We start from the raw sequence: 26,856 nt of genomic DNA, 5'->3' as shown, positions 1-26,856 counted from the left end.
CAAATATGATGATCGAAATATTACGCATGTAATATTTTCTGGCAAGCGAAATCGCGTACCGCTGATCGGGCACCTGGAAGATTAAGGAGGTAGAAAAACAAAAGGCCCATTCAATAATCGAATGAGCCTTTGAAGTCCCGTAAAACACGGGTAAAAATGGCGTCCCCTAGGGGACTCGAACCCCTGTTACCGCCGTGAAAGGGCGGTGTCCTAGGCCACTAGACGAAGGGGACGTAACCTTCGTGCCGATTCATTTTCACGAACCGTGGCAGATTGGTGGAGCTAAGCGGGATCGAACCGCTGACCTCCTGCATGCCATGCAGGCGCTCTCCCAGCTGAGCTATAGCCCCGAAACAAAACAAAAAGCTCACTCAACAGTCGAATGAGCCTTTCAACCCCGCAAAACGCGGGAAGAAATGGCGTCCCCTAGGGGACTCGAACCCCTGTTACCGCCGTGAAAGGGCGGTGTCCTAGGCCACTAGACGAAGGGGACGTAACCTTCGTGCCGATTCATTTTCACGAACCGTGGCAGATTGGTGGAGCTAAGCGGGATCGAACCGCTGACCTCCTGCATGCCATGCAGGCGCTCTCCCAGCTGAGCTATAGCCCCGAAACAAAACAAAAAGCTCACTCAACAGTCGAATGAGCCTTTCAACCCCGCAAAACGCGGGAAGAAATGGCGTCCCCTAGGGGACTCGAACCCCTGTTACCGCCGTGAAAGGGCGGTGTCCTAGGCCACTAGACGAAGGGGACGTAACCTTCGTGCCGATCCGTTTTCACGAACCGCGGCAAAATTGGTGGAGCTAAGCGGGATCGAACCGCTGACCTCCTGCATGCCATGCAGGCGCTCTCCCAGCTGAGCTATAGCCCCGGATTTCTAGCCTCTCGGCCCAGCGACATCATGAAATATCGCTTGTGCAATACTGGCGTCCCCTAGGGGACTCGAACCCCTGTTACCGCCGTGAAAGGGCGGTGTCCTAGGCCACTAGACGAAGGGGACGAACCTTCTTACCTTCAAGACCTGGTTGCTGGACCAGTCTTGCTTCACGACCTTGATCACGAAGCGGAATTTGGTGGAGCTAAGCGGGATCGAACCGCTGACCTCCTGCATGCCATGCAGGCGCTCTCCCAGCTGAGCTATAGCCCCACAATGTCGCTTTGAACTGAATCACCGGCTGGGTGCCTGGTGCTTCATTTTCGTTCATCGCTGTGGACGGGGCGCATATTAAGATCGGATTGCAGCACTGTCAAACGAATTCGTGAAAATATCAAAAATTTTTTTCACAGATAACAATCACTTACCGCCCTGCCCTGCTCTCGGCGATTGCCAGGTCCTGTGGCAGCGGGCAAGCCCACTGCCACAGGGGCGTGAGATAAGCCAATCAGGCGATATTCGCCAGCAGCTTTTCCCACTCCTTGTTCTCTTTCTTCGACACGCCGCCCAGCAGTTCCAGCGCCTGGCGCAGACGGTAGCGGGTCAGGTCGGGGCCGAGAATCTCCATGGCATCGAGCACCGACACCGAGCTGGCCTGCCCCGAAATTGCGGCGAACATCAGCGGCATGGCGTCACGCAGCTTCAGCTCCAGGGCCTCGACCACCGCCTGGATGCAGCCGGTAATACGCTCCTTTTCCCACTGCCGCAGGCTTTCGAGCTTCCACAAGATCAACTGCATGACCTGACGCACCTGATCGGGCGACAGTTTCTTGTGCTCGAACAGCTTGGCATCGAGCTTGAGTGCGCCCTCGAAGAAGAACCCGCCCAGTGGCGCGATCTGGCTGAAGGTTTCGACACGACCCTGTACATGCGGTGCGATCTTCATCATGTAGTCGCTGTTGAACGCCCACTTCTGCACGCGCGCAGCGAACTCCTCGACCGGCAGGTCGCGCAGCCACTGGCCATTGAGCCAGGACAGCTTCTCGATGTCGAAGATCGGCCCGCCAAGGGAAATACGCGACAGGTCAAAATGCTCGACCATTTCTGCCAGGGAGAACTTCTCGCGCTCGTCCGGCATCGACCAGCCCATGCGCCCCAGGTAGTTGAGCATGGCTTCAGGCATGAAGCCCATACGCTCGTAGAACGTGACCGAGGTCGGATTCTTGCGCTTGGACAGCTTGGATTTGTCCGGGTTACGCAGCAGCGGCATGTAGCACAGCTTGGGTTGCTCCCAGCCAAAATACTCGTAGAGCTTGATCAGCTTCGGCGCCGACGGCAGCCACTCCTCGCCTCGCAAGACGTGGGTGATGCCCATCAGGTGGTCATCGACCACGTTGGCGAGGAAGTACGTCGGCAGGCCATCGTTCTTCATCAGAACCTGCATGTCCATGCGGTCCCACGGAATCTCGACGTCGCCACGCAGCATGTCCGGCACCACACAGATACCTTCGCTCGGCACTTTCATGCGAATCACGTGGGGCTCGCCAGCGGCCAGTCGACGCTGCACTTCCTCGGCGCTCATTTTCAATGCGCGGCCGTCATAGCGCGGTGTTTCGCCACGGGCCATCTGTTCGGCACGCATCTGATCCAGCTCTTCGGCGGTGCAGAAGCAATAGAACGCATGGCCGGCATCGACCAGTTGCTTGGCGTACTTGGCGTAGATCTCGCCGCGCTCGCTCTGGCGGTACGGGCCGTGCGGGCCGCCAACGTCCGGACCTTCATTCCATTCGATACCGAGCCAGCGCAGGGCATCGAAAATCTGCTGTTCCGACTCGCGGGTCGAACGCAACTGATCGGTGTCTTCGATGCGCAGGATGAACTCGCCGCCGTGCTGCTTGGCAAAGCAGTAGTTGAACAGGGCGATGTAAGCAGTGCCGACGTGGGGGTCGCCAGTGGGCGATGGCGCGATACGCGTGCGAACGGTGGTCATGGACAGTCTCGGACGAAAGATGAAACAAAGGCGGGATGTTAGCAGGGTGCGGGCATCGGGCTCCAGCAATGGCGCTATCGTCACTTGTGACGGTGCATTGCCGAGCTGTTAAATTTGCTTACATTTCTGGAACGATAGTCCCTATGCCTGCTCAACTCAAACGCCGCCTGCTGATCTTTCTCACCTTGGTGGTGCTGGTCGCCCTCGCCTTTCTCGCCCACTGGTATTTCAAGGGGCGTTTCTACGAAAGCACCGACAATGCCTATGTGCAGGGTGAGATCACTCGCATTTCCAGCCAGCTGGGTGCGCGGGTCGACGAGGTGCTGGTAGAGGACAATCAACACGTCACGCAAGGCGATCTGCTGGTCCGCCTGGAGGTCGCCGACTTCCAGCTGGCGGTCGAGCGTGCCCGCGCGGCACTGGCTACGCGTGAAGCCGAACGCGTCCAGGCGCAAAGCCGACTGACCCAGCAAGACAGCTTGATCGCCGCCGGCCGAGCCCAGGTGGCCGCCAACCAGGCCACCCTTGATCGCTCGCGCCTGGACCTCAATCGTGCCGAAGCCCTGCGCAAACCTGGGTTCGTCTCGGAGGAACGAGTCACCACCCTGTCTGCGGAAAACCACGTCGCCCGCTCCCAAGTCGACAAAGCCCAGGCCGACCTGCAGAGCCAGCGCCAGCAGATCGACGCATTGACGGCCGAACTCAAGCGCCTTGATGCGCAAATTGCCAACGCCCGCGCAGACCTGGCACAGGCAGAACTCAACCTTACCCGCTGTGAAATCCACGCCCCCATCAGTGGCACCATCGGCCAGCGCAGCGCACGCAATGGCCAGGTGGTGCAGGCCGGCGCCTATCTGCTATCGATCGTCCCGGACGAAGACATCTGGGTGCAGGCCAACTTCAAGGAAACCCAGATCGGCTACATGCATCGGGGCCTGCGTGCCGAACTGATCTTCGACAGCTATCCCGACACCCCGATCGAAGGCCGTGTCGACAGCCTGTTCGCTGCATCCGGGGCGCAATTCAGCCTGCTGCCACCAGACAATGCCACCGGCAACTTCACCAAGGTGGTGCAACGCATTCCGGTCAAGCTGACCTTTGCAGCCAATAACCCCTTGCACGGTCGCATTCGCCCAGGCATGTCGGTAACCGCCACCGTCGACCTGCGCAACAGCGCCGATCAGGCAGAGCGCGGCGAAACTCACGATGGCCGGTGACCAACTGCTGCGACCGACTGCGGAGCCTAGCCAGCGCGACTGGATTGCGGTGATGAGCGTGATGCTCGGTGCATTCATGGCCGTGCTGGACATTCAGATCACCAACTCCTCGCTCAAGGATATCCAGGGGGCGCTGTCTGCCACCTTGGAAGAGGGCTCGTGGATCTCGACCTCCTATCTCGTGGCGGAAATCATCATGATTCCGCTGACCGCCTGGCTTGTGCAGTTACTATCCGCGAGGCGCCTGGCGGTGTGGGTCTCGCTTGGTTTTCTGGCGTCCTCGCTGTTGTGCTCGATGGCCTGGAACCTCGAAAGCATGATCGTGTTTCGCGCTCTCCAGGGCTTTACCGGCGGCGCACTGATTCCGCTGGCCTTCACCCTGACCCTGATCAAGCTGCCCGAACACCATCGAGCCAAGGGCATGGCGATGTTCGCCATGACCGCGACCTTCGCCCCCTCCATCGGTCCGACCCTGGGCGGTTGGCTCACCGAAAACTGGGGGTGGGAATACATCTTCTACATCAACATCCCGCCGGGGCTGGTGATGATCGCAGGGCTGCTCTACGGGCTGGAGAAGAAAGAAGCGCACTGGGAGCTGCTCAAAAGCACCGACTACGCCGGCATCGTCACCCTGGGGGTCGGCCTGGGCTGCCTGCAAGTCTTTCTGGAAGAAGGCCATCGCAAGGACTGGCTGGAGTCGAGCCTTATTGTCGGCCTGGGTACCGTGGCCCTGCTCTGCCTGATCACCTTCGTCATCCTCCAGCTTTCGCGGGCCAACCCCCTGATCAACCTGCGCATCCTCGGCAACCGCAACTTCGGCCTGTCGAGCATCGCCAGCCTGGGGATGGGTGTTGGGCTTTATGGTTCGATCTATCTGCTGCCGCTGTACCTTGCGCAGATCCAGGGCTACAACGCCCTGCAGATCGGCGAGGTGATCATGTGGATGGGAATTCCACAGCTGTTCCTGATTCCGCTGGTGCCGCAACTGATGAAGGTGATTGCGCCCAAGTTGCTCTGTGCACTGGGCTTTTGCCTGTTCGGGGCTGCCAGCTTCGGCTCGGGAGTGCTCAACCCGGACTTCGCAGGGCCACAGTTCAACCATATCCAGATCATTCGCGCACTCGGGCAGCCCATGATCATGGTCACCATCTCGCTGATCGCCACGGCTTACATTCAGCCCCAGGATGCGGGCTCGGCTTCGAGCCTGTTCAACATCCTGCGCAACCTGGGCGGCGCCATTGGTATTGCCTTGCTGGCCACCTTGCTGGATGCAAGGACCAAGGTGTATTTCGACTACCTGCGCGAATCAGTGGTGCCAAGCAACCCGCAAGTGGCGGAGCGGCTGGCCCAGTTGGCCGAGCGACTGGGCAGTGACAGCGCGGCACTGGGGCGCTTGAGCGAAATCACCCACCAGCAGGCATTGATCATGGCCTACAACGATGCCTTCCATCTGGTAGGGATCGGTTTGGCGGTCAGCATGGTGGCGGTCTTGCTGACACGCAAACTGCCGCAGGGGCTGAAGGCCGGCGAGGCACACTGACCCTGTAACCCGGCCATTTCTGCGCCGACGAGTGCACTCAGCTGGCGATCAGGCGCTCACGCAGTTGCCCGATCTCGTCGCGCAACTGGGCGGCGGCCTCGAACTCCAGGTCGCGCGCCAGCTGGAACATCTTCTCTTCCAGCACCTTGATGCGCTTGGTGATCTCGCCAGGAGTGGCGAGCTCTGCCTCGTAGCGCGCAGCCTCCTCCGCAGCCTTGGCCATGCCCTTGCGCTTCTTGCTGCGCGCACCGGGCACCGTGGCGCCTTCCAGGATATCGGTGATGTCCTTGACCACCCCCTTGGGCACGATGCCATTCGCCTCGTTGAACGCCACCTGCTTGGCCCGACGCCGCTCGGTCTCGTCGATCGCCCGCTGCATGGAGCCTGTCACCTGGTCAGCATAGAGAATCGCCTTGCCGTTGAGGTTGCGCGCAGCGCGACCAATGGTCTGGATCAGCGAACGCTCCGAACGCAGGAAGCCTTCCTTGTCGGCATCGAGAATGGCCACCAGCGACACCTCCGGCATGTCCAACCCCTCACGCAACAGGTTGATGCCCACCAGTACATCAAAGGTACCCAGACGCAGGTCTCGGATGATCTCCACCCGCTCCACGGTGTCAATGTCCGAGTGCAGGTAACGCACACGCACATCATGGTCTGCGAGGTAGTCGGTAAGGTCCTCGGCCATGCGCTTGGTCAGGGTCGTCGCCAGCACCCGTTCCCCCACCGCCACGCGCTTGCCGATTTCCGACAGCAGGTCATCCACCTGAGTGAGGGCTGGACGCACCTCTACCTGAGGATCGACCAGGCCGGTTGGCCGCACCACTTGCTCGACCACACGCCCGGCATGCTCTGCCTCGTAAGGGCCAGGCGTCGCCGAGACGAAGATGGTCTGCGGGCTGACTGACTCCCACTCGTCGAAGCGCATCGGCCGGTTATCCAGCGCCGATGGCAGGCGGAAGCCATACTCCACCAGTGTCTCTTTGCGAGAACGGTCGCCCTTGTACATGGCGCCGACCTGAGGAACGCTGACGTGTGACTCATCGATCACCAGCAACGCGTCGGCAGGAAGATAATCGTAGAGCGTCGGCGGCGGGGCGCCAGCCGGGCGACCGGACAGATAGCGCGAGTAGTTTTCGATACCGTTGCAATAACCCAGCTCGAGAATCATCTCCAGGTCGAAGCGCGTACGCTGCTCCAGACGCTGGGCCTCTACCAGCTTGTTGGCCTTGTTGAGGTACTCCAGCCGCTCGCCGAGCTCCTCCTTGATGCCGTCCACCGCCTCGAGCAGGGTCTCGCGCGGGGTCACATAGTGGCTCTTGGGGTAGAAAGTGAAACGCGGCAGCTTGCGGATCACTTCGCCGGTCAAGGGGTCGAAGGCGGCGATGTTCTCCACCTCGTCGTCGAACAGCTCGATACGGATGGCCTCAAGGTCCGATTCGGCCGGAAAGATGTCGATCACATCACCACGCACCCGGAAGGTGGCACGGGCGAAGTCCATCTCGTTGCGGGTGTACTGCAGGTCGGCCAGCCGGCGCAGCAGTGCGCGCTGGTCGAGCTTGTCGCCGCGATCGACGTGCAGCACCATCTTCAGGTAGGTTTCCGGGCTGCCCAGGCCATAGATACACGACACCGTGGTGACGATGATCGCGTCGCGCCGCTCCAGCAATGCCTTGGTCGCCGACAGGCGCATCTGCTCGATGTGGTCGTTGATCGAGGCATCCTTCTCGATGAAGGTGTCCGACGACGGGACGTAGGCTTCCGGCTGGTAGTAGTCGTAGTAGGAGACGAAGTACTCCACCGCGTTGTGCGGGAAGAAGGCCTTGAACTCGCCATACAGCTGGGCAGCCAGCGTCTTGTTCGGCGCCAGCACCATGGTCGGGCGCTGGACCTGTTGAATGACATTGGCGATGCTGAAGGTCTTGCCGGAGCCGGTCACCCCGAGCAGGGTCTGGTGCGACAGGCCCGCTTCGATACCCTCGACCATCAGGCGAATGGCTTCAGGCTGGTCGCCGGCCGGCTGGAATCGGGTGACGAGCTGGAACTCGGACATGACGGACCTCTTGGATGTCGCAGCAACTGTAAATTTAGCCAGTAGTCTATACGCAAAAAGACGCGCCGGGGTGGCCTTTGCCGCCGCAGATGTGAACGCTCATTGCGGTGGACAAGGCAATTCGACCAATGGTCGAAAAATATTTGCGCAAAGCGCCTGAAAACCTGTGCCAGAGTGTCGCAGTGACCGATCGGTATCACTATACTGACTCCCCGTTTGCACCGCTTCAGTGCACTGGGCTGGAGGGTGCATTTCCTATCACTCTCCTATTCAGAGCCAAGGTAACAATGAGCCTGTTTTCCGCTGTCGAGCTGGCACCCCGCGACCCCATCCTGGGCCTCAACGAAGCATTCAACGCTGACCCACGTACCGACAAGGTCAATCTGGGCGTTGGCGTCTATTGCAATGAGGAAGGCCGCATCCCGCTGCTGCGCGCGGTGATCGAAGCCGAAACCCAGCGTGTCGCCCAACATGCCTCCCGCGGCTACCTGCCGATCGACGGTATCGCTGCCTACGACCAGGCCGTACAAAAACTGCTGTTCGGCGCTGAATCAGCACTGCTGGCTGAAGGCCGCGTAGTGACCGTGCAGGCTGTCGGCGGTACCGGCGCCCTCAAGATCGGTGCCGACTTCCTCAAGCGCCTTTCGCCGAACGCGGTAGTCGCCATCAGCGATCCGAGCTGGGAAAACCATCGCGCCCTGTTCGAGACTGCAGGCTTCCCAGTACAGAACTACCGCTATTACGACGCACCGAGCAACGACGTCAACCGTGCCGGCATGCTCGAAGACCTGAACACGCTGCCCTCGGGCTCGATCGTCGTCCTGCACGCCTGCTGCCATAACCCGACCGGTGTCGATCTGTCGCTCGACGACTGGAAGAACGTACTGGAAGTGGTCAAGGCAAAAGGCCACGTGCCATTCCTCGACATGGCCTACCAGGGCTTCGGCGAAGGCATCGGCGAAGATGCCTTCGCCGTACGCCTGTTCGCCGAGTCGGGCCTGGAGTTCTTTGTCTCCAGCTCGTTCTCCAAATCGTTCTCGCTGTATGGCGAGCGCGTCGGCGCGCTGTCGATCGTCACCGCTTCGAAAGACGAGAGCACGCGCGTGCTGTCGCAGGTCAAGCGCGTGATTCGCACCACCTACTCCAACCCGCCGACTCACGGTGCAACCATCGTCGCCACCGTGCTCAACAGCCCGGAACTGCGTCAGATGTGGGAAGCCGAACTGGGCGAAATGCGTGAACGCATCCACGGCATGCGCAAACAGATGGTCTCGCTCCTGGCCGAGTACGGTGCCAACCGCGACTTCAGCTTCGTCGGTCGCCAAGTCGGCATGTTCTCCTACTCGGGCCTGACTGTGGAACAGGTCGCGCGCCTGAAGAGCGAATTCGGCATCTACGCGCTGGACACCGGTCGCATCGCTGTGGCGGCACTGAACCAAAGCAACATCCACGTGGTCACCAAGGCCATCGTCGAAGTGCTGTAACTGCTTGATTTGCCAGGGGGCAGCTTGACTTCCCCTTGGCATTCAGTAAGATACGCGCAGATTCCGCGATAGCTCAGTCGGTAGAGCAAATGACTGTTAATCATTGGGTCCCTGGTTCGAGTCCAGGTCGCGGAGCCAGACAATGAAAAACCTCCAGATGCGCAAGCACTGGAGGTTTTTTGTTTTCCGGGATCAGAAAGATCGTCGCAAGATGCGCTCAGTGGTCGCGCCCGATGGGGTAGAACACCCCGCCACTCCAAACTCCCAACCACTCCTCGCCATCGATCACGCGTGGCACCGCAAGCTCCACCATCTGGTAGAACACATTGCGGTGGATGAGCGCTTCGAGGTTGCTGCGCATCAGCAGGTAAGGCGATGGCTCATGCGTTGTCGGATCGGTCTCTACCCGAATGGGGTGATCAGGACCGGCTTCGACCTGATCTTCGACATTGCTGGTGAATCGCAGGACCTGCTGCTTACCACTGCCCTCCACTTCCAGGCTGACCGCCACGAACGGCGCATCATCGACACGAATGCCGACCTTCTCCACAGGCGTTACCAGGAAATAGTCATCACCGTCGCGACGAATGATGGTAGAGAACAAGCGCACCATCGGCTTGCGCCCGATCGGCGTCCCCAGGTAGTACCAGGTGCCGTCGCGGGCGATGCGCATGTCGATGTCGCCGCAGAAATCGGGATTCCACAGATGCACGGGAGGCAGCCCCTTCTCCTTGGGTATCTGCGCCAGAAGATCGTTGGCCTTGCCCGTACCTGTCATCACCCGTTCCTTACCGACTCATTCCCAGGAGGCTACGAGCGTACTCGCGCATGGGTGCCGCGAGCAAATCCTGCGGCGTGTTGTCGTGGAACGTCAACAAACCGCCACGGCTCTTGATGCGTGCGGTATCGATCAAATAGCGCGTGCTGGTTTCGATCAGCATCATCTGCACCACACCCGTGTCCCAACCGAGGCGATCCACTGCCTGCTCGTCGTACCATTCGTCGCCATTACCAATGCGGTCATCGGTGCGAGCGAAACGGGTATAGAGCACGTAATGGGCTCCGACCGAACGCGCCTCGGCCATCGCGTCCTCCAACCCCAACGGCGCCTTGGCGCGACGCACCAGCGGGAAGTACTCGACGAAGCTCTTGAATGCTTCTTCGGCAACGGCATTCTGCTGCGGCACCGGCCCTTTCCCAGGCGGCACGAAGGCGCCTTGACCAATGAAGATGAACGAATCAGGCTGCAGCCGAACCGACAGGGTTCGGGCGGTATCGCTGTGATCGAGCAGACCGGCGTCGCTCATCTGATAGCGAACACCTTCGCCCATGTCGCTGACTTTCATGCAGCCGCTCAACGCCATCAGCGCCAGCAGCAAGACCAGGCTACGCATCTTTCCTCCAGTGACCGGTGACGAAAAACCGGCGAATAGCCGCCAGATGCAGCTTTTGCGCCAGCTCAGCCGCCGATCACCTTCATCACTGTCACACCCCCCGAGAACGCCAGCTCCTGCTTGTCCGCCAGAGCCTTGACCAGCAGCCGCTGAATCACTGGAAGTGCCTGGTGACGCGGCTTGTCGAGCAGATCGCCGATAAAGTGGCGATTGCTCGAAGACAGGCAGCCATGCAGCCAGCCAGTAGAGGACAGACGCAAGCGCGAGCAGGCCCGGCAAAACGGCACGCTCTCGTTGGCAATCACACCAAAGTAACCTTGGCCGGGAATCTGGTAGCGCAGGGCCGTTGCATCCAAAGCCGCTGGCGCCTGCTGGAAGTGATGATGATCGCCGATCAATGCCAGCAATTGCTCGAGACTGACGAACTGACGCAGGAATGCATTCGAATCAAGTGCCAGGTGACCCATGCGCATCAACTCGATGAAACGCAGTTCATAGCCTCTTGCCAGGCAGTAGTCGAGCAGCGGCACCACCTGATCGAGATTGTGCCCGCGCATCGGCACCATGTTGACCTTGATGCGCATACCCGCCGCACTCGCCTCCTCCATGCCCCTCAGCACGCTGGCCAGGTCGCCGCCCCGAGCGATGCTGCGAAATGCGGTTGGGTCGAGGGTATCGAGCGAGACATTGAGCCGGTCGATACCCGCTGCACGCAACATCGCAAGCTTGCGACTGAGCAACTGACCGTTGGTGGTCAAGGCGATATCCTTGAGCCCCAAGCCACCGATAACCTTCAGGAACGGCTCCAGGCGGGGGCTGATCAATGGTTCGCCACCGGTGATGCGCAGACGCTCGATACCTGCGGCATCGACCAGAAGAGCCACCCCGCGCGCCAGTGCATCGGCGGAAAGCTCATCCTGCGCCGCCACCAGGCGCTTGCCATCGGGCACACAGTAACTGCACGCATAGTTGCAGGCAGCTGTCAGGCTGACGCGCAGGTTGCGAAAACGCCTGCCTTGACGATCGACGATCATGGGTGACTCCGGCATGAGAAAAGCGAGCCGGCAAAACTTGACTCAAAGATCAGGTTTTTGCAAGCCCTGTCGCCGAAGCAGAAGTGACTGGCGGAGCCTGTCCGTCATGGACAACGCTCCGCAGGGGTCTTCAGGTGGCCGGTTCCGGGTCGCGCTTGCGCTTGTTGCCCATGCGCACGCCGATGTCCATCAGGAACTGGAAGAAACCTTCCTGATCCTCGAGAACGTTGCTCCAGAACGGCGAGTGATACAGCGCTACGGCGCCATGCACCAACGCCCAGGCAGCACAGTAGTGGAAGTATGGCGGCACATCCTCGAGCTTGCCTTCACTGATACGGCCCTTGATCAGCTGGGTCAGGCGCTCGAAATTGGAGGCGCGAATACGGTGCAGTTCCTCGACCATCTCCGGCACCTGATTACCCTTGACCACCTTCTCCTCGAGACGGTCGAACAAGCGGTAGCGCTGGGGATCGCGCATGCGGAACTCGAAGTAGGCTCGCGACAGGGCTTCTTTGTCGCGATCGACGTCGTCCGAATGCAACAGCGCGTTCAAATCACGCTCGTAGTCGAGCATCAGGCGCAGGTAGATCTCCGCCTTGGACTTGAAGTGCTTGTAGATCGTGCCTTTGCCGATACCGACCGCGTCGGCGATCATCTCGACGGTGACACTGTCTTCACCCTGTTCGAGAAACAGCTTGAGCGCCGTGTCGAGGATTTCTTGCTCGCGGCGACGAAACTCACGGACCTTACGAGGTTCTTTCTGCATAAGAAGGACTGGATGACAATCGAAGCGGATTATTATGCCTAACTTGCAGCAAATTGCACGGATCATCCAACCATATCTGTGTTTCATGATGAGTTCGAGTGCAAACCGGGTCTGTCCGGCCTGAATCCCATGGATGCGTCCGTTACCCCACGCACGGCTGCCGCTCGTCTACAGCCGAAGCGGCGGAGCTCGCCAGACTCACCAGGCTCATCGAACGCTGTACGCAGTCGAGAAGCCGCGCACGATCTACACACTCTCCAGACTTTTCACCGCAGATCTATACAAATAGGTACGTAATAGCAGCAAACTCATCTGATTTCTGCTGGCTGCCATACCCTGATGGCCCATTGATTGTCAGGTGTATTCCAAATCTGTTTAAAAAACGACCAACTGACGCTGGCAGTGCGAGGATACTCGCCAATACTTGAAGTGTTGGCGCGGCGCATCCCCCCAAGTGGCGCGCCGATAAAGGTGCCCAGGGACCGCGTACCTTTGTTTTACTCCTAATGGTCTTAACCCGGATTCCTCCCCCAGAATCCGGGTTTTTTTTGCCCGCCTTGCTTTAGCTTCAGGCGACGCGTGCCAAGGGGAACAGGCGCTTGAAGTTGGCGGTCGTCTGCTCGGCCAACTGCGCGTAGCTCACCCCTCGCAACGATGCGACGTACTCGGCGACTTCACGCACGTACTGCGGCAGGTTCGGCTTGCCGCGATACGGGATGGGCGCCAGGTATGGCGAGTCGGTCTCTACCAGCAGCCGGTCGACAGGCACCTGGCGTGCGACCTCGCGCAGGGCTTCGGCATTGCGGAAGGTGACGATTCCGGAGAGCGAGATGTAGTACCCCAGATCGAGTGCAGCCTTGGCCATGTCCCAGTCTTCTGTAAAGCAGTGCAACACGCCCGCCTGCGGCAGACTGGCCTCGCGCAGCAGCGCCAGGGTGTCGGCCCGCGCCGCACGGGTGTGAACGATCACCGGCTTGCCTGTCTGCCGAGACGCCTCCAGGTGCAGGCGGAAAGACGCCTGCTGCAACTCGGCGGCCTCAGGCTCGTAGTGATAGTCCAATCCGGTTTCGCCAATGGCCACCACGTGCGGGTGAGCCAGCTCGCGCAACAACCATTCCAGCGCAGGCGTCTCCCCCGGAGCCAGGTCAAGCGGGTGCACGCCTACCGAACAGTCGACGTCGGCGTACTGCTCGCTCAGGGCCTTGACCGCCCCGGCGTTCTCGGCGCTTACGCCGATGCACAGAAAATGCCCGACCCCACGCTCGCGGGCCGCCTGCAGGGCGGCGTCGAGCGAGCCCGCATGGGCGCTCAGGTCAAGTCGGTCGAGGTGGCAATGGGAATCTACGAGCATGGAATGAGAGCACACATGAAAATGAACGATGGGGAATCAGCGCGTGGCCAGCATCTGCAGCCAATGGGCCAACAGGGCTTCGAGCAGCAGCACGCGATTGAGGTTGGCCTTGCCCTGCACTTTCTGGCGCTGCTCGAGAATCCAGGCCTGGACCTCGAGCACCCTGCCCTGCCGGCTCTTCTGCGCAAGGTATTGTATGACCTTGCGCATGTCGGCCAAGCCTAGCCCGTCTTCGTCCTGGGTCAACTGGTAGCGCAGGATCAGGTGCGACCAGTCGCAGAACCAGTCGAACAGCAACAGCAGCGGCACGTTGTTCCAGGCCTCGGCCAACTGGCTGGGCGATTGCTGCTGCTTGATCAACTTCTTCACCCCCTCGGTGACCAGTGCCCGTTGCTCGCGCACACCCTGGGACTGCAAGTTGACAGCCATCAGTGGAGACCCTGCCGCCAGGGTCAGCAGTTCGTCACGCTCGACCTGATCGAGCTCCGGTAGCGCCGTCGCCAGCCAGGCCTGACTCTGCGCAAGCGTCGGCTGCGCACAGGCGACTTGCTGGCAACGGCTCTTGATCGTTGGCAACAAACGGCTGGGCTGATGGCTCACCAGCAGCAGCACGGTATCGCCCGAAGGCTCTTCGAGACTCTTGAGCAAAGCGTTGGAGGCGTTGACGTTCATCGCTTCGACCGGCTCGATCAGTACCACCTTGCGCCCGCCCAGCTGCGCAGTCTGCACCACGAACGAAACCAGATCCCGCACCTGGTCGACCTTGATAGGCTTGTCGGCCTCTTCGGGTTCCAGCACGAAGTTATCGGGGTGGCTGCCAGCCTTGAGCAACAAGCACGACTTGCATTGCCCGCAGGCATCCACCCCTTGCGGCTGCTGGCACAACAGGCGAGCCATCAGGCGCTCGGCCATGGCGCGCTTGCCGATACCCTGCGGCCCGTGCAACAGGTAGGCATGGGCATGCTGGCTGCGCCCGGCCAACTGCTGCCAGAGCGCTTGCTGCCAGGGGTAGGCCTCAGCCACGGCAACGCTCCAGGATACCTGGCAGCAATGCGTCGATGGCGCGCTGCACCGCCTCAAGCGGCTGCCCGGCATCCAGCAGGCTGTAGCGCTGTGGCGCCTGGGCTGCGCGCTGCAGGTAAGCCTGACGCACCGCCTCGAAGAATGCCTGGCCCTCCTGCTCGAAGCGGTCCAGACGACCGCGGGCGGCAGCACGGGCAAGACCGACTTCCACGGGCAGATCGAAGACCAGGGTCAGGTCCGGGCGCAGCTTGCCCTGAACGAAGTCTTCCAGCACCGCGATGCGCTCCACGGGCAGGCCACGCCCCCCGCCCTGATAGGCGTAGGTGGCATCGGTGAAACGGTCGCAGAGCACCACGGCGCCCCGCGCCAGTGCTGGGCGGATGACCTCGGCCAGGTGCTGGGCTCGCGCAGCGAACATCAACAGGAGCTCGGTGTCGACTGCCATGGTTTCGTCGCTGGGAGCGAGCAGCAACTCGCGGATACGCTCGGCCAGCGGCGTACCGCCAGGCTCGCGGGTCATGACCACATCCACGCCGTGTTCACGCAGGCGCGCGGCCAGGTACTCGCGATTGGTGCTCTTGCCCGCGCCTTCGGGGCCTTCCAGAGTGATGAACAAACCGCTCACGGGCATTCCTTACTGTTTTTCGGTGGGCGCCGGCGCTTGTGCGGGCGCGGGCTCTTCGGCGGACTGGGTTGGCGCGCCTTCAAGGGCTTCGCCGGACCGAGGCGCGGCTTCAGTTGGCGGCTCGGCGTCCGGTGCCTGATCGGCCGTGCCCTGCGGGGCTTGTGGCGCCGGGCTGGAACGGTAGTCGGCACGGCGCTTGAGCTGGTATTCGCGCACAGCCGTATTGTGGTCGTCCAGGTCATCGGAGAAGACGTGGCTGCCATCGCCACGCGCGACGAAATACAGGCTGGTACCGTCTGACGGATTCAGCGCGGCGTGAATCGCTTCGCGCCCGACCATGGCAATCGGTGTCGGCGGCAGGCCGGTCATGGTGTATGTGTTGTAGGGTGTCGGTGCACGCAGGTCGGCACGCGTGATCTTGCCGTTATAGCGCTCCCCCATGCCGTAGATAACCGTAGGATCGGTCTGCAACATCATGCCCAAGCGAAGGCGACGCACAAATACGCCTGCGATCTGCCCTCGCTCCTGAGGAATACCGGTTTCCTTCTCCACCAGCGAGGCCATGATCAGCGCCTGGTAGGGATCACGGTATGGCAAATCGGTCATCCGATCCGCCCACTCCTTGGCCAGCACCTCCTCAAGGCGCATGTAGGCTTGCTGCAACAGTTCGACATCGGTCATGCCGCGCACGAAGCGATAGGTGTCCGGGAAGAAACGCCCCTCAGGGAAAACACCGGTATGCCCAAGCTTGTCCATCACCTCAGTGTCGGAGAGCCCGTCGAGGGTGTGCTTGATCTTTTCATGCCTGGCCACGGCCGTGCGCACCTGGCGGAAGGTCCACCCCTCGACCAGGGTGAGGTTGTACTGCACCACATCGCCACGGCGCCAGGCGTCGAACAGGGCTTCGACGGTCATTCCGGGCGTCAGGCGGTACTCACCCGTATGCAGTGCGGTGCCAGCCATATTGAAACGCCAGTAAAGACGCAACCAGAAGGCATCGTCGAGCAGCCCCTCGCTCTGCATGCGGTAGAACATGCGGTTGGGGTTGGTGCCATTGGGCACATCAAGCAGGCGCTCTTCGGTGACATGCAGCGGCTGCTCCAGGACCGAGTTAACCTTCCAGGCCGACCAGCCTACGGCCAGGCCGGCAAGGATCAGGCCCATTTCCAGCAGCAGCAGGATTTTGCGTCTCACGAATCAGGTATCCAGTAACGTACGGGCAACGGCCTGCAGTTTACGGGTGAGCGGCCCGGCCGGCCAGTCGAGGTTGAGCGCAGCGACAGTACGCACGGGCCAAATTCCATACACGCTGTTGCAGACGAACACCTCGTCGGCCGCCTCCAGATCGGCTTGCACAAGGTCGCCGGTCCGGACTTCGATACCCAGCGCCGGGGCTTCGTCCAGCAGCGCAGCGCGCATGACGCCTGCCACGCCGCAGCGGCTCAGGTCGGCAGTCAGCAGCACGCCGTCGCGGACCAGGAACAGATTACTGTAGACCCCTTCGATCAGGTGCCCCTGCACGTCACGCATCAGACCCTCGGCACAGGCAGAGTCTTGCCATTCGGCGCGAGCCATTACCTGCTCCAGGCGATTGAGGTGCTTGAGCCCGGCCAGCAGCGGTTGCTGCGCAAGACGGGTCTGGCAGTCGAACAGTCCGATGCCTTGCTCGGCGTTGCCCGCAGGATAAGCTGGCCTTGGACCGCCCTGGAGAATGCGTCGGGTCAAGGCTTCGGAAGCGGGCGCATAGCCGCGCTGGCTATCACCACGAGTGACGATCAGTTTGGCTACGCCTTCACCGAGCTGGCTGGCGTAGCGCAGCAACTCGTCGCGAACAAGCGCAAGATCGATATCGATCGCCAGCCGCTGGCAACCCAGCGCGAGACGTTCGAGATGTCGCGACAGCAGGCTGGGCCTGCCGCCGCGCACGGCGATAGTCTCGAACAGACCATCGCCATAGGCCAGGCCGCGGTTCTGCAGGTTGACTGCAGTCGCCGGCTGGCCGTCGATCCAGCTGTGCATCAATCGGCGAACCGGCGGAATACCAGCGAACCGTTGGTACCGCCAAAGCCGAAGGAGTTGGACAGCACGACATCGATCGGCATGCTGCGCGCCTGGTGCGGCACGAAGTCCAGATCGCAACCTTCGTCGGGCTCGTCCAGGTTGATGGTCGGCGGCGCCATCTGGCTGTTGATCGCCAACACACTGAAGATCGCCTCTACCGCACCGGCAGCCCCCAGCAGATGGCCGGTCATCGACTTGGTCGAGCTGACGGCCAGCTTGTAGGCGTGCTCGCCGAAGACACGCTTGATGGCCGCCACTTCGGCGATATCGCCAGCAGGAGTCGAGGTGCCGTGGGCGTTGATGTAGCTGACCTCTTCAGGCTTCACACCCGCATCACGCAGGGCGTTGACCATGCAGCGTGCAGCGCCGTCGCCGGTATCCGGTGGCGATGTCATGTGGAACGCGTCGCCGCTCATGCCGAAACCGACCAGCTCGGCATAGATGGTCGCACCACGTGCCTTGGCATGCTCGAGCTCCTCCAGCACCAGGGCGCCGGCACCATCGGACAACACAAAGCCATCACGCCCCTTGTCCCACGGACGGCTGGCACGGGACGGCTCGTCATTGCGAGTCGAAAGCGCCCGCGAGGCGCCGAAACCGCCCATGCCCAAGCCGCACGCCGCCATTTCCGCACCGCCGGCGATCATCACGTCGGCCTCGCCATAGGCGATATTGCGCGCAGCCATGCCGATACAGTGGGTACCGGTGGTGCACGCAGTGGAAATAGCGTAGTTGGGCCCCTGCAGCCCGAGGTGGATCGACAGGAAGCCGGAGATCATGTTGATGATCGAGCCGGGGACGAAGAATGGCGAAATCCGGCGCGGCCCTTGCTCGTGCAGGGTTCGGCTGGTGTCTTCGATATTGGTCAAGCCACCGATGCCCGACCCCATGGCCACGCCGATACGCTCGCGGTTGGCGTCGGTCACTTCCAGGCCAGCATTGCGCACCGCCTGGAAACCGGCCGCCAGGCCGTACTGGATGAACAGGTCAAGCTTGCGAGCTTCCTTGGCCGACAGGTACTGCTCGACCTCAAAGCCCTTCACCGAGCCGCCAAAACGGGTGGAGTAGGCACTCAGGTCCGTGTGTTCGATCGGACCGATGCCACTGCGGCCAGCCAGAATGCCCTGCCAGGTGCTTGGTACATCAGTACCCAGTGGCGACAGCATACCCATACCGGTGACCACGACGCGTCTACGCGACACAGCACTCTCCTTTTCTAATAACAGAGTCTCTTGCGATTGCATTCAGCATGGCCGAATGAAATGGCAACAGGCTCTCGATTGCCCGGTGAATGACGCCAATGGCTCGCAAAGAAAAAACCGCACGCCGGCAAAGGCAGTGCGGTTTTTCCCGACAAGAAGCGTCGACTGAAACGTCTTAGGCCTTGTGGCTGTTGACGTAGTCGATTGCAGCTTGAACGGTAGTGATCTTCTCGGCTTCTTCGTCAGGGATTTCGGTCTCGAATTCCTCTTCCAGAGCCATCACCAGCTCAACGGTGTCAAGCGAATCGGCACCCAGGTCATCAACGAAGGAAGATTCGTTCTTGACTTCCTCTTCCTTGACGCCCAGTTGCTCGGCGACGATTTTCTTGACGCGTTCTTCGATGGTGCTCATACCTAGTTTTCACTCCTAATGGACATATGTCATGCAGCTGGCCGGTGACCAAGTTTATAGGAAGACGCCTGCTTTTCAAGCGTAACGCGCCTTCACGAGAGACACCCGGCCTGCCACCTGGAATCTGGTTGCAGCTTTATAACGGATTTTAGGCTTGCAGTATGACTGTTTTTTTAAGCAATCCGTCACATTGAGTTGCTGATGTTACATGTACATCCCGCCGTTCACCGGCACGGTAGCGCCTGTGACATAGGCTGCGCCGTCGGATGCCAGGAAGGAAACCACTTTCGCGATCTCCTCGGCCTGACCCAGGCGGCCCAGCGGAATCTGGGTCTGCAGCGCTTCACGCTGCGCTTCGGGCAGCTCGCGGGTCATGTCGGTATCGATGAAGCCCGGGGTGACCGAGTTTACAGTGATACCGCGCGAGCCCACCTCACGCGCCAGGGCACGGCTGAAACCTTCGAGGCCCGCCTTGGCAGCGGCGTAGTTGGCCTGGCCGGCGTTACCCATGGCCCCGACGACCGAACCGATGCTGATGATACGACCCCAGCGCGCCTTGGTCATGCCGCGCAGCACGCCCTTGGACAGACGGTAGAGGCTGTTGAGGTTGGTGTCGATGACATCGAACCATTCTTCATCTTTCATGCGCAGCATCAGGTTGTCGCGGGTGATGCCGGCATTGTTGACCAGGATCGCCGGAGCACCGAACTGCTCGGTGATCGCGGCCAGCACGGCACTCACGGACTCTTCGCTGGTGACATTGAGCTCAAGACCGGTACCGGTGATACCGTGCTCCTTGAGGGTCTCGGCGATACGCTGGGCACCCGAAGCGGAAGTGGCGGTACCGATTACGGTAGCGCCCTGGCGGCCCAGTTCCAGGGCGATGGCCTGGCCGATACCACGGCTGGCGCCGGTGACCAGTGCAACTTTACCTTGCAGGCTCATGCAAGTTTCTCCAGATATCAGGCCAGCGCCGCGCGGGTGGCGGCGACGGCGTCAGGGGTATTGAGGTTGTAGGTGGTAACGCCATCGGCGCAACGCTTGTTCAGGCCAGCCAGGACCTTGCCCGGGCCGCACTCGACCAGATTGACCGCACCGCTGGCCGCCAGGGTCTGCACACACTCCACCCAACGTACCGGCTGGTACAGCTGCGCCAACAGGTCGCGCTTGAGTGCGTCGAGATCGGCGGCGATGGCGGCGGTGACGTTCTGCACTACCGGAATCTGCGGCGCCTTCCACTCGATGGCGTTGACCGCTTCAGCGAAACGCTCGGCAGCCGGCTTCATCAGCGCACAATGCGACGGCACGCTGACCGCCAGTGGCAGCGCACGCTTGGCGCCCTTGGCCTTGCACAGCTCGATCGCACGATCGACCGCCGCCTTGTTACCGGCGATGACGACCTGGCCCGGGGAGTTGAAGTTGACCGCACTGACCACTTCATCCTCGGCAGCCTCGGCGCAGATGGCTACCACATCAGCATCATCCAGGCCGAGAATCGCAGCCATGGCACCGTGACCTGCAGGCACGGCTTCCTGCATCAGCTGGCCACGGCGCTCGACCAGGCGAACGGCGTCCTTGAGCGACAGGCTACCGGCAGCGACCAGGGCACTGTACTCACCCAGGCTGTGACCAGAGACCAGAGCAGGTTGCGCACCACCCTCCTCCAGCCACAGACGCCAAAGGGCAATCGAGGCCGTCAGGATCGCCGGCTGGGTCTTGTCGGTTTGATTGAGTTGTTCTTCCGGACCTTCCTGGACCAGCTTCCACAGGTCGTAGCCCAGAGCCTCGGAAGCCTCCTTGAAGGTCTCGACGATTACCGGCTTTTCAGCGCCGAGCTCGGCGAGCATGCCCAGCGACTGGGAGCCTTGACCAGGAAAGACGAATGCGAGGGATGCAGACATTGAACAAGCCCTTATGATCTTGTCGTCGGATAGGGTGCGCCCCACCAATGGCGAGGCGCGGAATCTGAAAACTTGGATGGAAACGCAGACCAAGCGGTCACATTTAACCACTTCATCGCCAATATGCCTAAAGCAACAGGTCTTCGAGACGACCGTGCAGCCGCTGCGGCAGGTTTTCCTGGATTTCGATCAGCGCACGCTGGATCGCACTCTGCAGGCCTTGCACGCCCGCCGAGCCATGACTCTTGATGACGATACCCTGCAAACCGAGAAAGCTTGCGCCATTATGTCGCGCCGGCGCCAGGTCGGCCTGCAGGCGTCTGAGCAACGGCATTGCCAGCGCCCCGGCCGTACGGGAAAACAGTCCACCCTTGAACAGTGCTTCTATGCGCGCCCCGATCATGCTCGCCAGCCCTTCGCTGGACTTGAGCAGGATGTTGCCGACAAAGCCGTCACACACCACCACGTCGGCCTCGCCGCGATACAGGCCATCGCCTTCGACAAAACCGATGTAGTTCAACCCACGGGCATTGTGCAACAGACTGGCCGCCAGTTTGACCTGCTGGTTGCCCTTGATGTCTTCGGTACCGACGTTGAGCAGCGCCACGCGCGGTCGCTGGATCCCCAGCGCCTGAGCCGCCACCGACCCCATCACGGCGAACTGGTAGAGGTTCTCGGCACTGCAATCGACATTGGCCCCCAGGTCGAGCAACTGACAATAGCCAGCCTGGGTCGGAATCGCCGCCACCATGGCGGGGCGATCGATGCCCGGCAGCGTCTTGAGGACAAAGCGCGACAGCGCCATCAGCGCCCCGGTGTTCCCGGCGCTCACACAGGCCTGCGCCTTGCCGTCACGCACCAGCTCGAGGGCGACGCGCATCGACGAATCAGGCTTGCCGCGCAACGCCTGCGAAGGCCGCTCGTCCATGCCCACCACCTCGCTCGCCGCGACGATTTGCAGGCGCGCACGATCGGCAGCTGCAAGGCCACTGACAAGTTCTTCAAGGAGAGAGGGTTGACCGACGAGGGTCAAGTGCAGCGAGGGGGTAGCCGAAAGGCAGGCAATGCTAGCCTGGACAATGCTGCGGGGACCGAAGTCCCCGCCCATTGCGTCGATCGCGATGATCTGAGCGGACAAGGATTACTCGTCAGCGCCCTTGTCGATCACTTTGCGACCACGGTATACGCCTTCTGGCGAAACGTGGTGGCGCAGGTGTACTTCACCGGTGCTCTTCTCTACGGACAGCGCGTTTTCCGACAGGGCGTCGTGCGAACGGCGCATGTCACGGGCAGAGCGGGATTTTTTGTTCTGCTGAACAGCCATAATTGATTAACTCCTAAACGTTTGGGTCACGCTTTAACTGCGCCAAGACACTGAACGGGTTGGACCGCGATACCTCGTCCTTGCTCGATTCGGGCTCGTCTGCGCCCGCCGGCTGCTGGCATTCTTCCGGATGATGAGCAGGCACGATGGGGAGGGCGAGCAAAAGCTCCTCCTCGATCAGCGCCTGCAGATCCAAAGGATCTTCGCCCAGTTCCAGCACGTCATAGCCTTTCGGCAACGACTGGGTATTCGCACCCTCCTTCACCACGGCATAAGTACATTCGCTGTGGATCGGCAGGGTGACCAGCTCAAGACAACGCTGGCAAACCATTTTGACTTCGACATTCAGATCGCTGTGGATAACCACAACGTGCTGCTCGTCTCGCTCAAAATCGAACTTCGCCTGCACCGTACCGACATTATCGGAAAGCGGGTCGCAGAGTCTTTCCAAATCAGCGAGTTGCAGCGAACCTTGGAGGGTTACGCCACGATCGGCTAATTTGCGCGGGTCAACGTGAGGTGGAATCGGGTCATTCAACATAGGCGCAGCATTCTAGGGATGCCCCCCGCCCCTGTCAAAGGAAATTAGGCGGCATCACGCATGTTAGAATCGGTTCAATTGCGAAGGAGTCTACCATGCTTCCCCTGCTGCTTGCTTCAAGCTCCCCCTACCGGCGCGAATTGCTCCAGCGCCTGCGCCTGCCTTTCACCTGGGCAAGCCCCGATATAGACGAAGGGCGCAATGCCGAGGAGCCGGCCACCGAACTGGTTCGCCGCCTGGCCCGACAAAAAGCCGAAGCCCTGGCGAACAGCCATTCGCAACACCTGATCATCGGCTCGGACCAGGTCGCCGTGCTGGGCGAGCAGATCCTTGGCAAGCCACACACCTTCGAACGCGCGTGCGAGCAATTGCTGGCTGCCAGCGGCCAGCAAGTCACTTTCCTGACCGGCCTCGCCCTGCTCAACAGCAGCACAGGGCAATGCCAGGTCGACTGCATACCGTTCACCGTAACCCTGCGCGAACTGGACCGCGAACGAGTCGAGCGCTACGTGCAGGCAGAGCAACCATTGGACTGCGCAGGGAGCTTCAAGGCGGAGGGATTGGGGGTGACACTGTTCCAGAGCACCCACGGCTGCGATGCGACGAGCCTGATCGGGCTTCCGCTGATTCGCCTGGTAGACATGCTGCACGCAGAAGGTGTGCAGCTACCCTGAAAGACGGGGCTGCCCGGCAGCCCCACTCATGAATCAACGCAGGGATGGCCCCTGGAAGCCCATGTACATGGCCAGACGCTCGGCGACGCTGGCACCGATACGCTTGGAGAAGCGATCGAACGGCGATTCCTGCACCGTGAAGTCCACCAACTCCTTCTCGCCGACAATGTCACGCGCCACATAGCTGGCACTGCCCAGGCCATCGATCAAGCCTAGCGCCTTGGCCTGCTCGCCCGACCAGATCAAACCACTGAACAGCTCGGGATGCTCCTTGTCCTTCAGACGCTCACCTCGCCCCTGCTTCACCATGGCGATGAACTGATTGTGCGTGGTATCCAGCACACCCTGCCAGAACGCTGTCTCTTCAGGTTTTTGCGGCGAGAACGGGTCAAGGAAGGCCTTGTGCTCACCAGAGGTATAGGCACGACGCTCGACCCCAAGCTTCTCCATGGCGCCGACGAAGCCGTAGCCGGCGGCAGTCACACCAATGGATCCGACCAGGCTGGCCTTGTCAGCGTAGATCTCGTCCGCCGCACTGGCGATGTAGTAGGCGCCCGAAGCACCAAGATCAGTGATTACCGCATACAGCTTGATTGCCGGATATTCAGCACGCAGCCGACGAATCTCGTCATATACGTAACCCGCCTGCACCGGGCTGCCGCCCGGACTGTTGATGCGCATCACCACAGCCTTGGTCTTGGCGTCCTTGAACGCCTCGCGCAGGCTCTTGATGATGTTGTCGGCGCTGGCAGCTTCCTGATCGGCGATCACCCCGCGCACTTCCACCAAGGCGGTATGATTGGCACTGCGCGAAGCCGTGCTCTCCATATCCATCAGCGGAGAGAACAGGAACAAGAGACCGAACAGGTAGAGAAAGGTCAGCAGCTTGAAGAAGATCCCCCAGCGCCGCGCACGACGCTGCTCCTGAACACCCGCCAGGAGCGTCTTTTCGAGCAGCTTCCAGCTCTTGCGCTCTTCCTTGTCCTGCGCCGCACCCTCGGACTCAGGGGCTTTCCACTCGTCAGCCATGCTCACCTACCTTGGAGTTGAAGCTGCGCGGGACCAGCCAGCCACTCACGCAACTGTGAAAAATGCTCGACGCACACCTGCGGCCCGAATTCGCTCAGCGCCTGCAGCGACATTGCGCCATACCCCACCGCAACCGAGTGCATGCCTGCATTACTGGCCATCTGCAGATCGAATGCCGAATCTCCGACCATCAGCGCCCTGCCAGGTTCGACCCGGCAATGGGCGAGAATTTCCTCAAGCATCAACGGATGGGGTTTACCGCGGGTTTCATCAGCGGCCCGAGTGATATCGAAATACCCTTCCCAGCCATTGGCCTTGAGCACCCGGTCGAGCCCACGACGCGCCTTGCCGGTGGCCACCGCCAGACGATAGCCCTCGCTACGGAAGGCTTCCAGCGATTCCACCACCCCTTCGAACAGCGGTGAGGGCTGCTGATCCAGCGCCGTGTAGATATCTGCATAGTGCTGGCGAAAAATCTCGAGCTGCCGGGCATCCAGATGCGGATAAAGCACCGAGATCGCCTCGCTCAAGGCCAGGCCGATGATGCCCTTGACCGCAGCGTCGGCAGTGGGAGCCTCGCCGGCACGCTCGGCAGCGGCATTCATCGCTTCGACGATGCGCCCGATGGAGTCGGCAAGGGTGCCATCCCAATCGAAGATCAGCAGCTCGTAGGGTTTGCTCATGACAGGTCAGGTCGCACTCAGGCGCTCCACGGTCTTGGCCCACATCTCGTCCACCGGCGCCTCGAGCTTCAATTCGCCACCGTCCGGCAGGGGCACGGTCAACGCATAAGCGTGGAGGAACAGGCGCTTGCCGCCCAGATCACGAATTTCGCGGGTGAAGTCTTCATCGCCGTACTTGCCGTCACCGGCGATCATGTGCCCGGCATGGAGCGTGTGCACACGGATCTGGTGGGTGCGACCGGTAATCGGACGCGCCTCGACCATCGTGGCGAACTCACCGAAGCGACGCAGCACGCGGAACAGCGTCAACGCTTCCTTGCCCTCTTCGTCTACTTCGACCATGCGCTCGCCAGAGCGCAGGTTGCTTTTCTGCAAGGGCGCATTGACCTGTTTCTTCGACGTTGGCCAGTGCCCACGCACCAACGCCATGTAACGCTTGTCGACGCCATCGCCGCGCAGCGCTGCGTGGAGGTGACGAAGCATGCTGCGTTTCTTGGCGATCATCAGCAGGCCCGAAGTATCGCGGTCCAGCCGGTGCACCAATTCGAGTTCCTTGGCATCCGGACGCAACTGGCGCAGCGCCTCGATCACCCCGAAACTCAGGCCACTGCCACCATGCACGGCAATACCGGCGGGCTTGTTCATCACGATCAGCGCCTTGTCTTCGTAGACGATCGCCGCCTCCAGCCGCTGTAACAACCCCTGCGCCACGGGAGCCGGCTCGTCGCGCTCGGGCAATCGGACAGGCGGCACGCGCACGATGTCACCCGCCTGCAGCTTGTATTCGGGTTTGATGCGCCCCTTGTTCACCCGTACCTCACCCTTGCGCAGGATGCGATAGACCAGGGTCTTGGGCACGCCCTTGAGGGCCGTGATGAGGAAGTTGTCGATGCGTTGGCCGGCAAGTTCCGGCGCGACTTCGATCAGCTGAACGCCGGAAGTCGGGGGATTATTGGTCGTCATTGCTGGATCATAACAATTTTTTATGGAATTGAAGCACTTAATGATTACTGCTATAGTCGCGAACGCCGCCAAAAGCGGTAGGTCAGTACCGCACGGTTTCGAACCGGCCCTGACCAACGCAATTCTCGAGGACGCGAGGCCGTCCGACGGGGTTTTCGCCAGTTTACCGAAATGCCTGGAATCGCCACCAGCGCCGAGCAGAGAAGAACGAAAAAAAACGACAAGTGCGGTGTTTCACCTCCCTCCTGTTCTTTTTCGCATGCCCCTGCCCCGCCTCGTCGCTTCCGTGCAGCGCCTGGCGAATGCTTCGGAAATACCTGCCTTGGACATGAATGGCGCCAGCCCAGAATCTGCGCTGGCGAAAAATGCAACCCGTTGCGGATTCAGCGCGCGGCAGCACCCGAATTATCAGGGATACGTGCAGGGTGGAGATGTACAGCCCGGACCGTACAGCACGGCCGGCCACCGGCCCACTGTAATGGCCCGGCGAGCGGAACCGGTGTTTGCAGATGCCCCAGAGGCGTCCACGGCCCTCGGCTGATTCCTCCTCCTGACTGAGTGCGATAGGCACCGCAGCAAACAGGACGCGTCGTCGCGACAACGGCAGGCTGGGCAACCGGCTGGTGCCGAACGTCGTTGGACACGGGGGTGGCACGCCACCCTTTGCGCACCTTGGCACCGACCATGAGAAGTCGTGTGTGCCGAACGCCGTTTC

The 26,856-nt window shown here is 61.0% G+C and carries 26 protein-coding genes and 9 tRNA genes; 6 read left to right on the top strand and 29 right to left on the bottom strand.

All coding sequences use genetic code 11. The features are described from left to right. Window positions 1–157: 157 nt before the first annotated feature. From VA602_RS18015 to gltX, 9 genes are all read right to left on the bottom strand, one after another. Window positions 158–233 (bottom strand) — tRNA-Glu (locus VA602_RS18015). 41 nt (window positions 234–274) lie between these two features. Then, window positions 275–350 (bottom strand) — tRNA-Ala (locus VA602_RS18010). Window positions 351–417: 67 nt separating this feature from the next. Next, window positions 418–493: transfer RNA gene (locus tag VA602_RS18005), tRNA-Glu, on the bottom strand. A gap of 41 nt (window positions 494–534) precedes the next feature. Beyond that, window positions 535–610, bottom strand: a tRNA-Ala gene (locus VA602_RS18000). A 67-nt stretch (window positions 611–677) separates the two neighbouring features. Further along, window positions 678–753, bottom strand: a tRNA-Glu gene (locus tag VA602_RS17995). Window positions 754–795: 42 nt separating this feature from the next. Then, a tRNA-Ala gene (locus tag VA602_RS17990) sits at window positions 796–871 on the bottom strand. A gap of 53 nt (window positions 872–924) precedes the next feature. After that, window positions 925–1,000 (bottom strand) — tRNA-Glu (locus VA602_RS17985). A gap of 71 nt (window positions 1,001–1,071) precedes the next feature. Beyond that, window positions 1,072–1,147 (bottom strand) — tRNA-Ala (locus VA602_RS17980). Window positions 1,148–1,382: 235 nt separating this feature from the next. Beyond that, window positions 1,383–2,864: a glutamate--tRNA ligase gene (gltX, locus tag VA602_RS17975; protein WP_054893088.1), complete on the bottom strand. Its 1,482-nt coding sequence runs from the start codon at window positions 2,862–2,864 to the stop codon at window positions 1,383–1,385. A 143-nt stretch (window positions 2,865–3,007) separates the two neighbouring features. Between gltX and VA602_RS17970 the strand changes: the two genes are divergently transcribed. Further along, window positions 3,008–4,081: an HlyD family secretion protein gene (locus VA602_RS17970; RefSeq protein WP_323453859.1), complete on the top strand. Its 1,074-nt coding sequence runs from the start codon at window positions 3,008–3,010 to the stop codon at window positions 4,079–4,081. A gap of 49 nt (window positions 4,082–4,130) precedes the next feature. Beyond that, the gene (locus VA602_RS17965) at window positions 4,131–5,621 is read left to right on the top strand and encodes an MDR family MFS transporter (protein WP_176717847.1); all 1,491 of its coding nucleotides are present in this window, start codon (window positions 4,131–4,133) and stop codon (window positions 5,619–5,621) included. Between the two features lie 37 nt (window positions 5,622–5,658). Here VA602_RS17965 and uvrB read toward each other — a convergent pair whose 3' ends face one another. Then, window positions 5,659–7,674, bottom strand: a complete 2,016-nt coding sequence (uvrB, locus tag VA602_RS17960; RefSeq protein WP_054893085.1) for an excinuclease ABC subunit UvrB — start codon at window positions 7,672–7,674, stop codon at window positions 5,659–5,661. On the opposite strand from uvrB, the gene VA602_RS17955 reads away from it, so the two are divergent. The 3 genes from VA602_RS17955 to VA602_RS17945 all read left to right on the top strand — a co-directional run bounded on the left by VA602_RS17955 (window position 7,673) and on the right by VA602_RS17945 (window position 9,296). Then, window positions 7,673–7,834 carry a hypothetical protein gene (locus VA602_RS17955; RefSeq protein WP_156343750.1) on the top strand — a complete coding sequence of 54 codons (162 nt, stop codon included), beginning with the start codon at window positions 7,673–7,675 and terminating at the stop codon, window positions 7,832–7,834. The genes uvrB and VA602_RS17955 overlap by 2 nt on opposite strands. 127 nt (window positions 7,835–7,961) lie before the next feature. Continuing rightward, window positions 7,962–9,158, top strand: coding sequence for an amino acid aminotransferase (locus VA602_RS17950; protein WP_323453858.1), 1,197 nt, complete (start codon window positions 7,962–7,964; stop codon window positions 9,156–9,158). A gap of 62 nt (window positions 9,159–9,220) precedes the next feature. Next, window positions 9,221–9,296 (top strand) — tRNA-Asn (locus VA602_RS17945). 79 nt (window positions 9,297–9,375) lie between these two features. Here VA602_RS17945 and VA602_RS17940 read toward each other — a convergent pair. The 16 genes from VA602_RS17940 to VA602_RS17865 all read right to left on the bottom strand — a co-directional run bounded on the left by VA602_RS17940 (window position 9,376) and on the right by VA602_RS17865 (window position 22,792). Beyond that, on the bottom strand, window positions 9,376–9,936 hold the full coding sequence (locus VA602_RS17940; RefSeq protein WP_323453857.1) for a DUF1285 domain-containing protein: 561 nt from the start codon (window positions 9,934–9,936) through the stop codon (window positions 9,376–9,378). A gap of 10 nt (window positions 9,937–9,946) precedes the next feature. Next, window positions 9,947–10,552 (bottom strand): DUF4823 domain-containing protein, encoded by a 606-nt coding sequence (locus VA602_RS17935; RefSeq protein WP_323453856.1) that lies wholly within the window; start codon window positions 10,550–10,552, stop codon window positions 9,947–9,949. A 65-nt stretch (window positions 10,553–10,617) separates the two neighbouring features. Beyond that, window positions 10,618–11,586 (bottom strand): GTP 3',8-cyclase MoaA, encoded by a 969-nt coding sequence (locus tag VA602_RS17930; protein WP_323453855.1) that lies wholly within the window; start codon window positions 11,584–11,586, stop codon window positions 10,618–10,620. Window positions 11,587–11,716: 130 nt separating this feature from the next. Further along, window positions 11,717–12,352, bottom strand: a complete 636-nt coding sequence (locus VA602_RS17925) for a TetR/AcrR family transcriptional regulator (protein WP_054893080.1) — start codon at window positions 12,350–12,352, stop codon at window positions 11,717–11,719. Window positions 12,353–12,920: 568 nt separating this feature from the next. Then, window positions 12,921–13,703, bottom strand: a complete 783-nt coding sequence (locus VA602_RS17920; RefSeq protein WP_063543837.1) for a TatD family hydrolase — start codon at window positions 13,701–13,703, stop codon at window positions 12,921–12,923. Window positions 13,704–13,739: 36 nt separating this feature from the next. Further along, on the bottom strand, window positions 13,740–14,726 hold the full coding sequence (locus VA602_RS17915; protein WP_065861192.1) for a DNA polymerase III subunit delta': 987 nt from the start codon (window positions 14,724–14,726) through the stop codon (window positions 13,740–13,742). Further along, on the bottom strand, window positions 14,719–15,351 hold the full coding sequence (tmk, locus tag VA602_RS17910; RefSeq protein ID WP_323453854.1) for a dTMP kinase: 633 nt from the start codon (window positions 15,349–15,351) through the stop codon (window positions 14,719–14,721). The genes VA602_RS17915 and tmk overlap by 8 nt, the downstream gene beginning before the upstream one ends. A gap of 9 nt (window positions 15,352–15,360) precedes the next feature. Further along, a complete protein-coding gene (gene mltG / locus VA602_RS17905) occupies window positions 15,361–16,545 on the bottom strand; it encodes an endolytic transglycosylase MltG (protein WP_065861194.1) in 1,185 nt (394 codons plus the stop codon). Window positions 16,546–16,548: 3 nt separating this feature from the next. After that, the gene (gene pabC / locus VA602_RS17900; protein ID WP_323453853.1) at window positions 16,549–17,370 is read right to left on the bottom strand and encodes an aminodeoxychorismate lyase; all 822 of its coding nucleotides are present in this window, start codon (window positions 17,368–17,370) and stop codon (window positions 16,549–16,551) included. Next, window positions 17,370–18,614, bottom strand: a complete 1,245-nt coding sequence (gene fabF, locus VA602_RS17895; protein WP_054893074.1) for a beta-ketoacyl-ACP synthase II — start codon at window positions 18,612–18,614, stop codon at window positions 17,370–17,372. The genes pabC and fabF overlap by 1 nt, the downstream gene beginning before the upstream one ends. Before the next feature lie 175 nt (window positions 18,615–18,789). Next, on the bottom strand, window positions 18,790–19,026 hold the full coding sequence (gene acpP, locus VA602_RS17890) for an acyl carrier protein (protein WP_054893073.1): 237 nt from the start codon (window positions 19,024–19,026) through the stop codon (window positions 18,790–18,792). Between the two features lie 204 nt (window positions 19,027–19,230). Beyond that, on the bottom strand, window positions 19,231–19,971 hold the full coding sequence (fabG, locus tag VA602_RS17885) for a 3-oxoacyl-ACP reductase FabG (protein WP_054925392.1): 741 nt from the start codon (window positions 19,969–19,971) through the stop codon (window positions 19,231–19,233). 17 nt (window positions 19,972–19,988) lie between these two features. Beyond that, entirely contained in the window at window positions 19,989–20,927 is a 939-nt protein-coding gene (gene fabD, locus VA602_RS17880; protein WP_112897752.1) for an ACP S-malonyltransferase, read from the bottom strand. A gap of 127 nt (window positions 20,928–21,054) precedes the next feature. After that, window positions 21,055–22,065 (bottom strand): phosphate acyltransferase PlsX, encoded by a 1,011-nt coding sequence (gene plsX, locus VA602_RS17875; protein WP_323453852.1) that lies wholly within the window; start codon window positions 22,063–22,065, stop codon window positions 21,055–21,057. Window positions 22,066–22,068: 3 nt separating this feature from the next. Further along, window positions 22,069–22,251 (bottom strand): 50S ribosomal protein L32, encoded by a 183-nt coding sequence (rpmF, locus tag VA602_RS17870; protein ID WP_008096416.1) that lies wholly within the window; start codon window positions 22,249–22,251, stop codon window positions 22,069–22,071. A gap of 13 nt (window positions 22,252–22,264) precedes the next feature. Beyond that, window positions 22,265–22,792: a YceD family protein gene (locus VA602_RS17865; RefSeq protein ID WP_081255215.1), complete on the bottom strand. Its 528-nt coding sequence runs from the start codon at window positions 22,790–22,792 to the stop codon at window positions 22,265–22,267. Between the two features lie 95 nt (window positions 22,793–22,887). Here VA602_RS17865 and VA602_RS17860 point away from each other — a divergent pair, with 95 nt between their 5' ends. After that, window positions 22,888–23,466: a Maf family protein gene (locus VA602_RS17860; protein WP_125930432.1), complete on the top strand. Its 579-nt coding sequence runs from the start codon at window positions 22,888–22,890 to the stop codon at window positions 23,464–23,466. 33 nt (window positions 23,467–23,499) lie between these two features. Here VA602_RS17860 and VA602_RS17855 read toward each other — a convergent pair whose 3' ends face one another. From VA602_RS17855 to rluC, 3 genes are read right to left on the bottom strand one after another with little or no spacing between them, the layout of a single operon-like run. After that, on the bottom strand, window positions 23,500–24,495 hold the full coding sequence (locus tag VA602_RS17855) for a S49 family peptidase (protein ID WP_054893067.1): 996 nt from the start codon (window positions 24,493–24,495) through the stop codon (window positions 23,500–23,502). 2 nt (window positions 24,496–24,497) lie between these two features. Further along, on the bottom strand, window positions 24,498–25,178 hold the full coding sequence (locus VA602_RS17850) for an HAD family hydrolase (protein ID WP_323453851.1): 681 nt from the start codon (window positions 25,176–25,178) through the stop codon (window positions 24,498–24,500). 6 nt (window positions 25,179–25,184) lie between these two features. Further along, the gene (rluC, locus tag VA602_RS17845; protein ID WP_323453850.1) at window positions 25,185–26,141 is read right to left on the bottom strand and encodes a 23S rRNA pseudouridine(955/2504/2580) synthase RluC; all 957 of its coding nucleotides are present in this window, start codon (window positions 26,139–26,141) and stop codon (window positions 25,185–25,187) included. Window positions 26,142–26,856 lie beyond the last annotated feature (715 nt).

Origin of the sequence: Pseudomonas machongensis (assembly GCF_034961125.1) — a bacterium.
GTDB classification, from domain to species: domain Bacteria; phylum Pseudomonadota; class Gammaproteobacteria; order Pseudomonadales; family Pseudomonadaceae; genus Aquipseudomonas; species Aquipseudomonas machongensis.
Note: the sequence above shows the minus strand (reverse complement) of the source record. Positions and strands in the feature narration are given on the sequence as shown.

Bases quoted from the DNA above. Each gene is read 5' to 3' on its own strand.
- gltX (WP_054893088.1), bottom strand. From the start codon at position 2,864: ATGACCACCGTTCGCACGCGTATCGCGCCATCGCCCACTGGCGACCCC.
- fabG (WP_054925392.1), bottom strand. From the start codon at position 19,971: ATGAGCCTGCAAGGTAAAGTTGCACTGGTCACCGGCGCCAGCCGTGGT.
- VA602_RS17950 (WP_323453858.1), top strand. From the start codon at position 7,962: ATGAGCCTGTTTTCCGCTGTCGAGCTGGCACCCCGCGACCCCATCCTG.
- pabC (WP_323453853.1), bottom strand. From the start codon at position 17,370: ATGCACAGCTGGATCGACGGCCAGCCGGCGACTGCAGTCAACCTGCAG.
- VA602_RS17940 (WP_323453857.1), bottom strand. From the start codon at position 9,936: ATGACAGGTACGGGCAAGGCCAACGATCTTCTGGCGCAGATACCCAAG.
- rpmF (WP_008096416.1), bottom strand. From the start codon at position 22,251: ATGGCTGTTCAGCAGAACAAAAAATCCCGCTCTGCCCGTGACATGCGC.
- VA602_RS17970 (WP_323453859.1), top strand. From the start codon at position 3,008: ATGCCTGCTCAACTCAAACGCCGCCTGCTGATCTTTCTCACCTTGGTG.
- VA602_RS17850 (WP_323453851.1), bottom strand. From the start codon at position 25,178: ATGAGCAAACCCTACGAGCTGCTGATCTTCGATTGGGATGGCACCCTT.
- VA602_RS17930 (WP_323453855.1), bottom strand. From the start codon at position 11,586: ATGATCGTCGATCGTCAAGGCAGGCGTTTTCGCAACCTGCGCGTCAGC.
- VA602_RS17855 (WP_054893067.1), bottom strand. From the start codon at position 24,495: ATGGCTGACGAGTGGAAAGCCCCTGAGTCCGAGGGTGCGGCGCAGGAC.
- VA602_RS17935 (WP_323453856.1), bottom strand. From the start codon at position 10,552: ATGCGTAGCCTGGTCTTGCTGCTGGCGCTGATGGCGTTGAGCGGCTGC.
- VA602_RS17860 (WP_125930432.1), top strand. From the start codon at position 22,888: ATGCTTCCCCTGCTGCTTGCTTCAAGCTCCCCCTACCGGCGCGAATTG.
- uvrB (WP_054893085.1), bottom strand. From the start codon at position 7,674: ATGTCCGAGTTCCAGCTCGTCACCCGATTCCAGCCGGCCGGCGACCAG.
- VA602_RS17920 (WP_063543837.1), bottom strand. From the start codon at position 13,703: ATGCTCGTAGATTCCCATTGCCACCTCGACCGACTTGACCTGAGCGCC.
- acpP (WP_054893073.1), bottom strand. From the start codon at position 19,026: ATGAGCACCATCGAAGAACGCGTCAAGAAAATCGTCGCCGAGCAACTG.
- VA602_RS17955 (WP_156343750.1), top strand. From the start codon at position 7,673: ATGACGGACCTCTTGGATGTCGCAGCAACTGTAAATTTAGCCAGTAGT.
- VA602_RS17865 (WP_081255215.1), bottom strand. From the start codon at position 22,792: ATGTTGAATGACCCGATTCCACCTCACGTTGACCCGCGCAAATTAGCC.
- rluC (WP_323453850.1), bottom strand. From the start codon at position 26,141: ATGACGACCAATAATCCCCCGACTTCCGGCGTTCAGCTGATCGAAGTC.
- fabD (WP_112897752.1), bottom strand. From the start codon at position 20,927: ATGTCTGCATCCCTCGCATTCGTCTTTCCTGGTCAAGGCTCCCAGTCG.
- VA602_RS17925 (WP_054893080.1), bottom strand. From the start codon at position 12,352: ATGCAGAAAGAACCTCGTAAGGTCCGTGAGTTTCGTCGCCGCGAGCAA.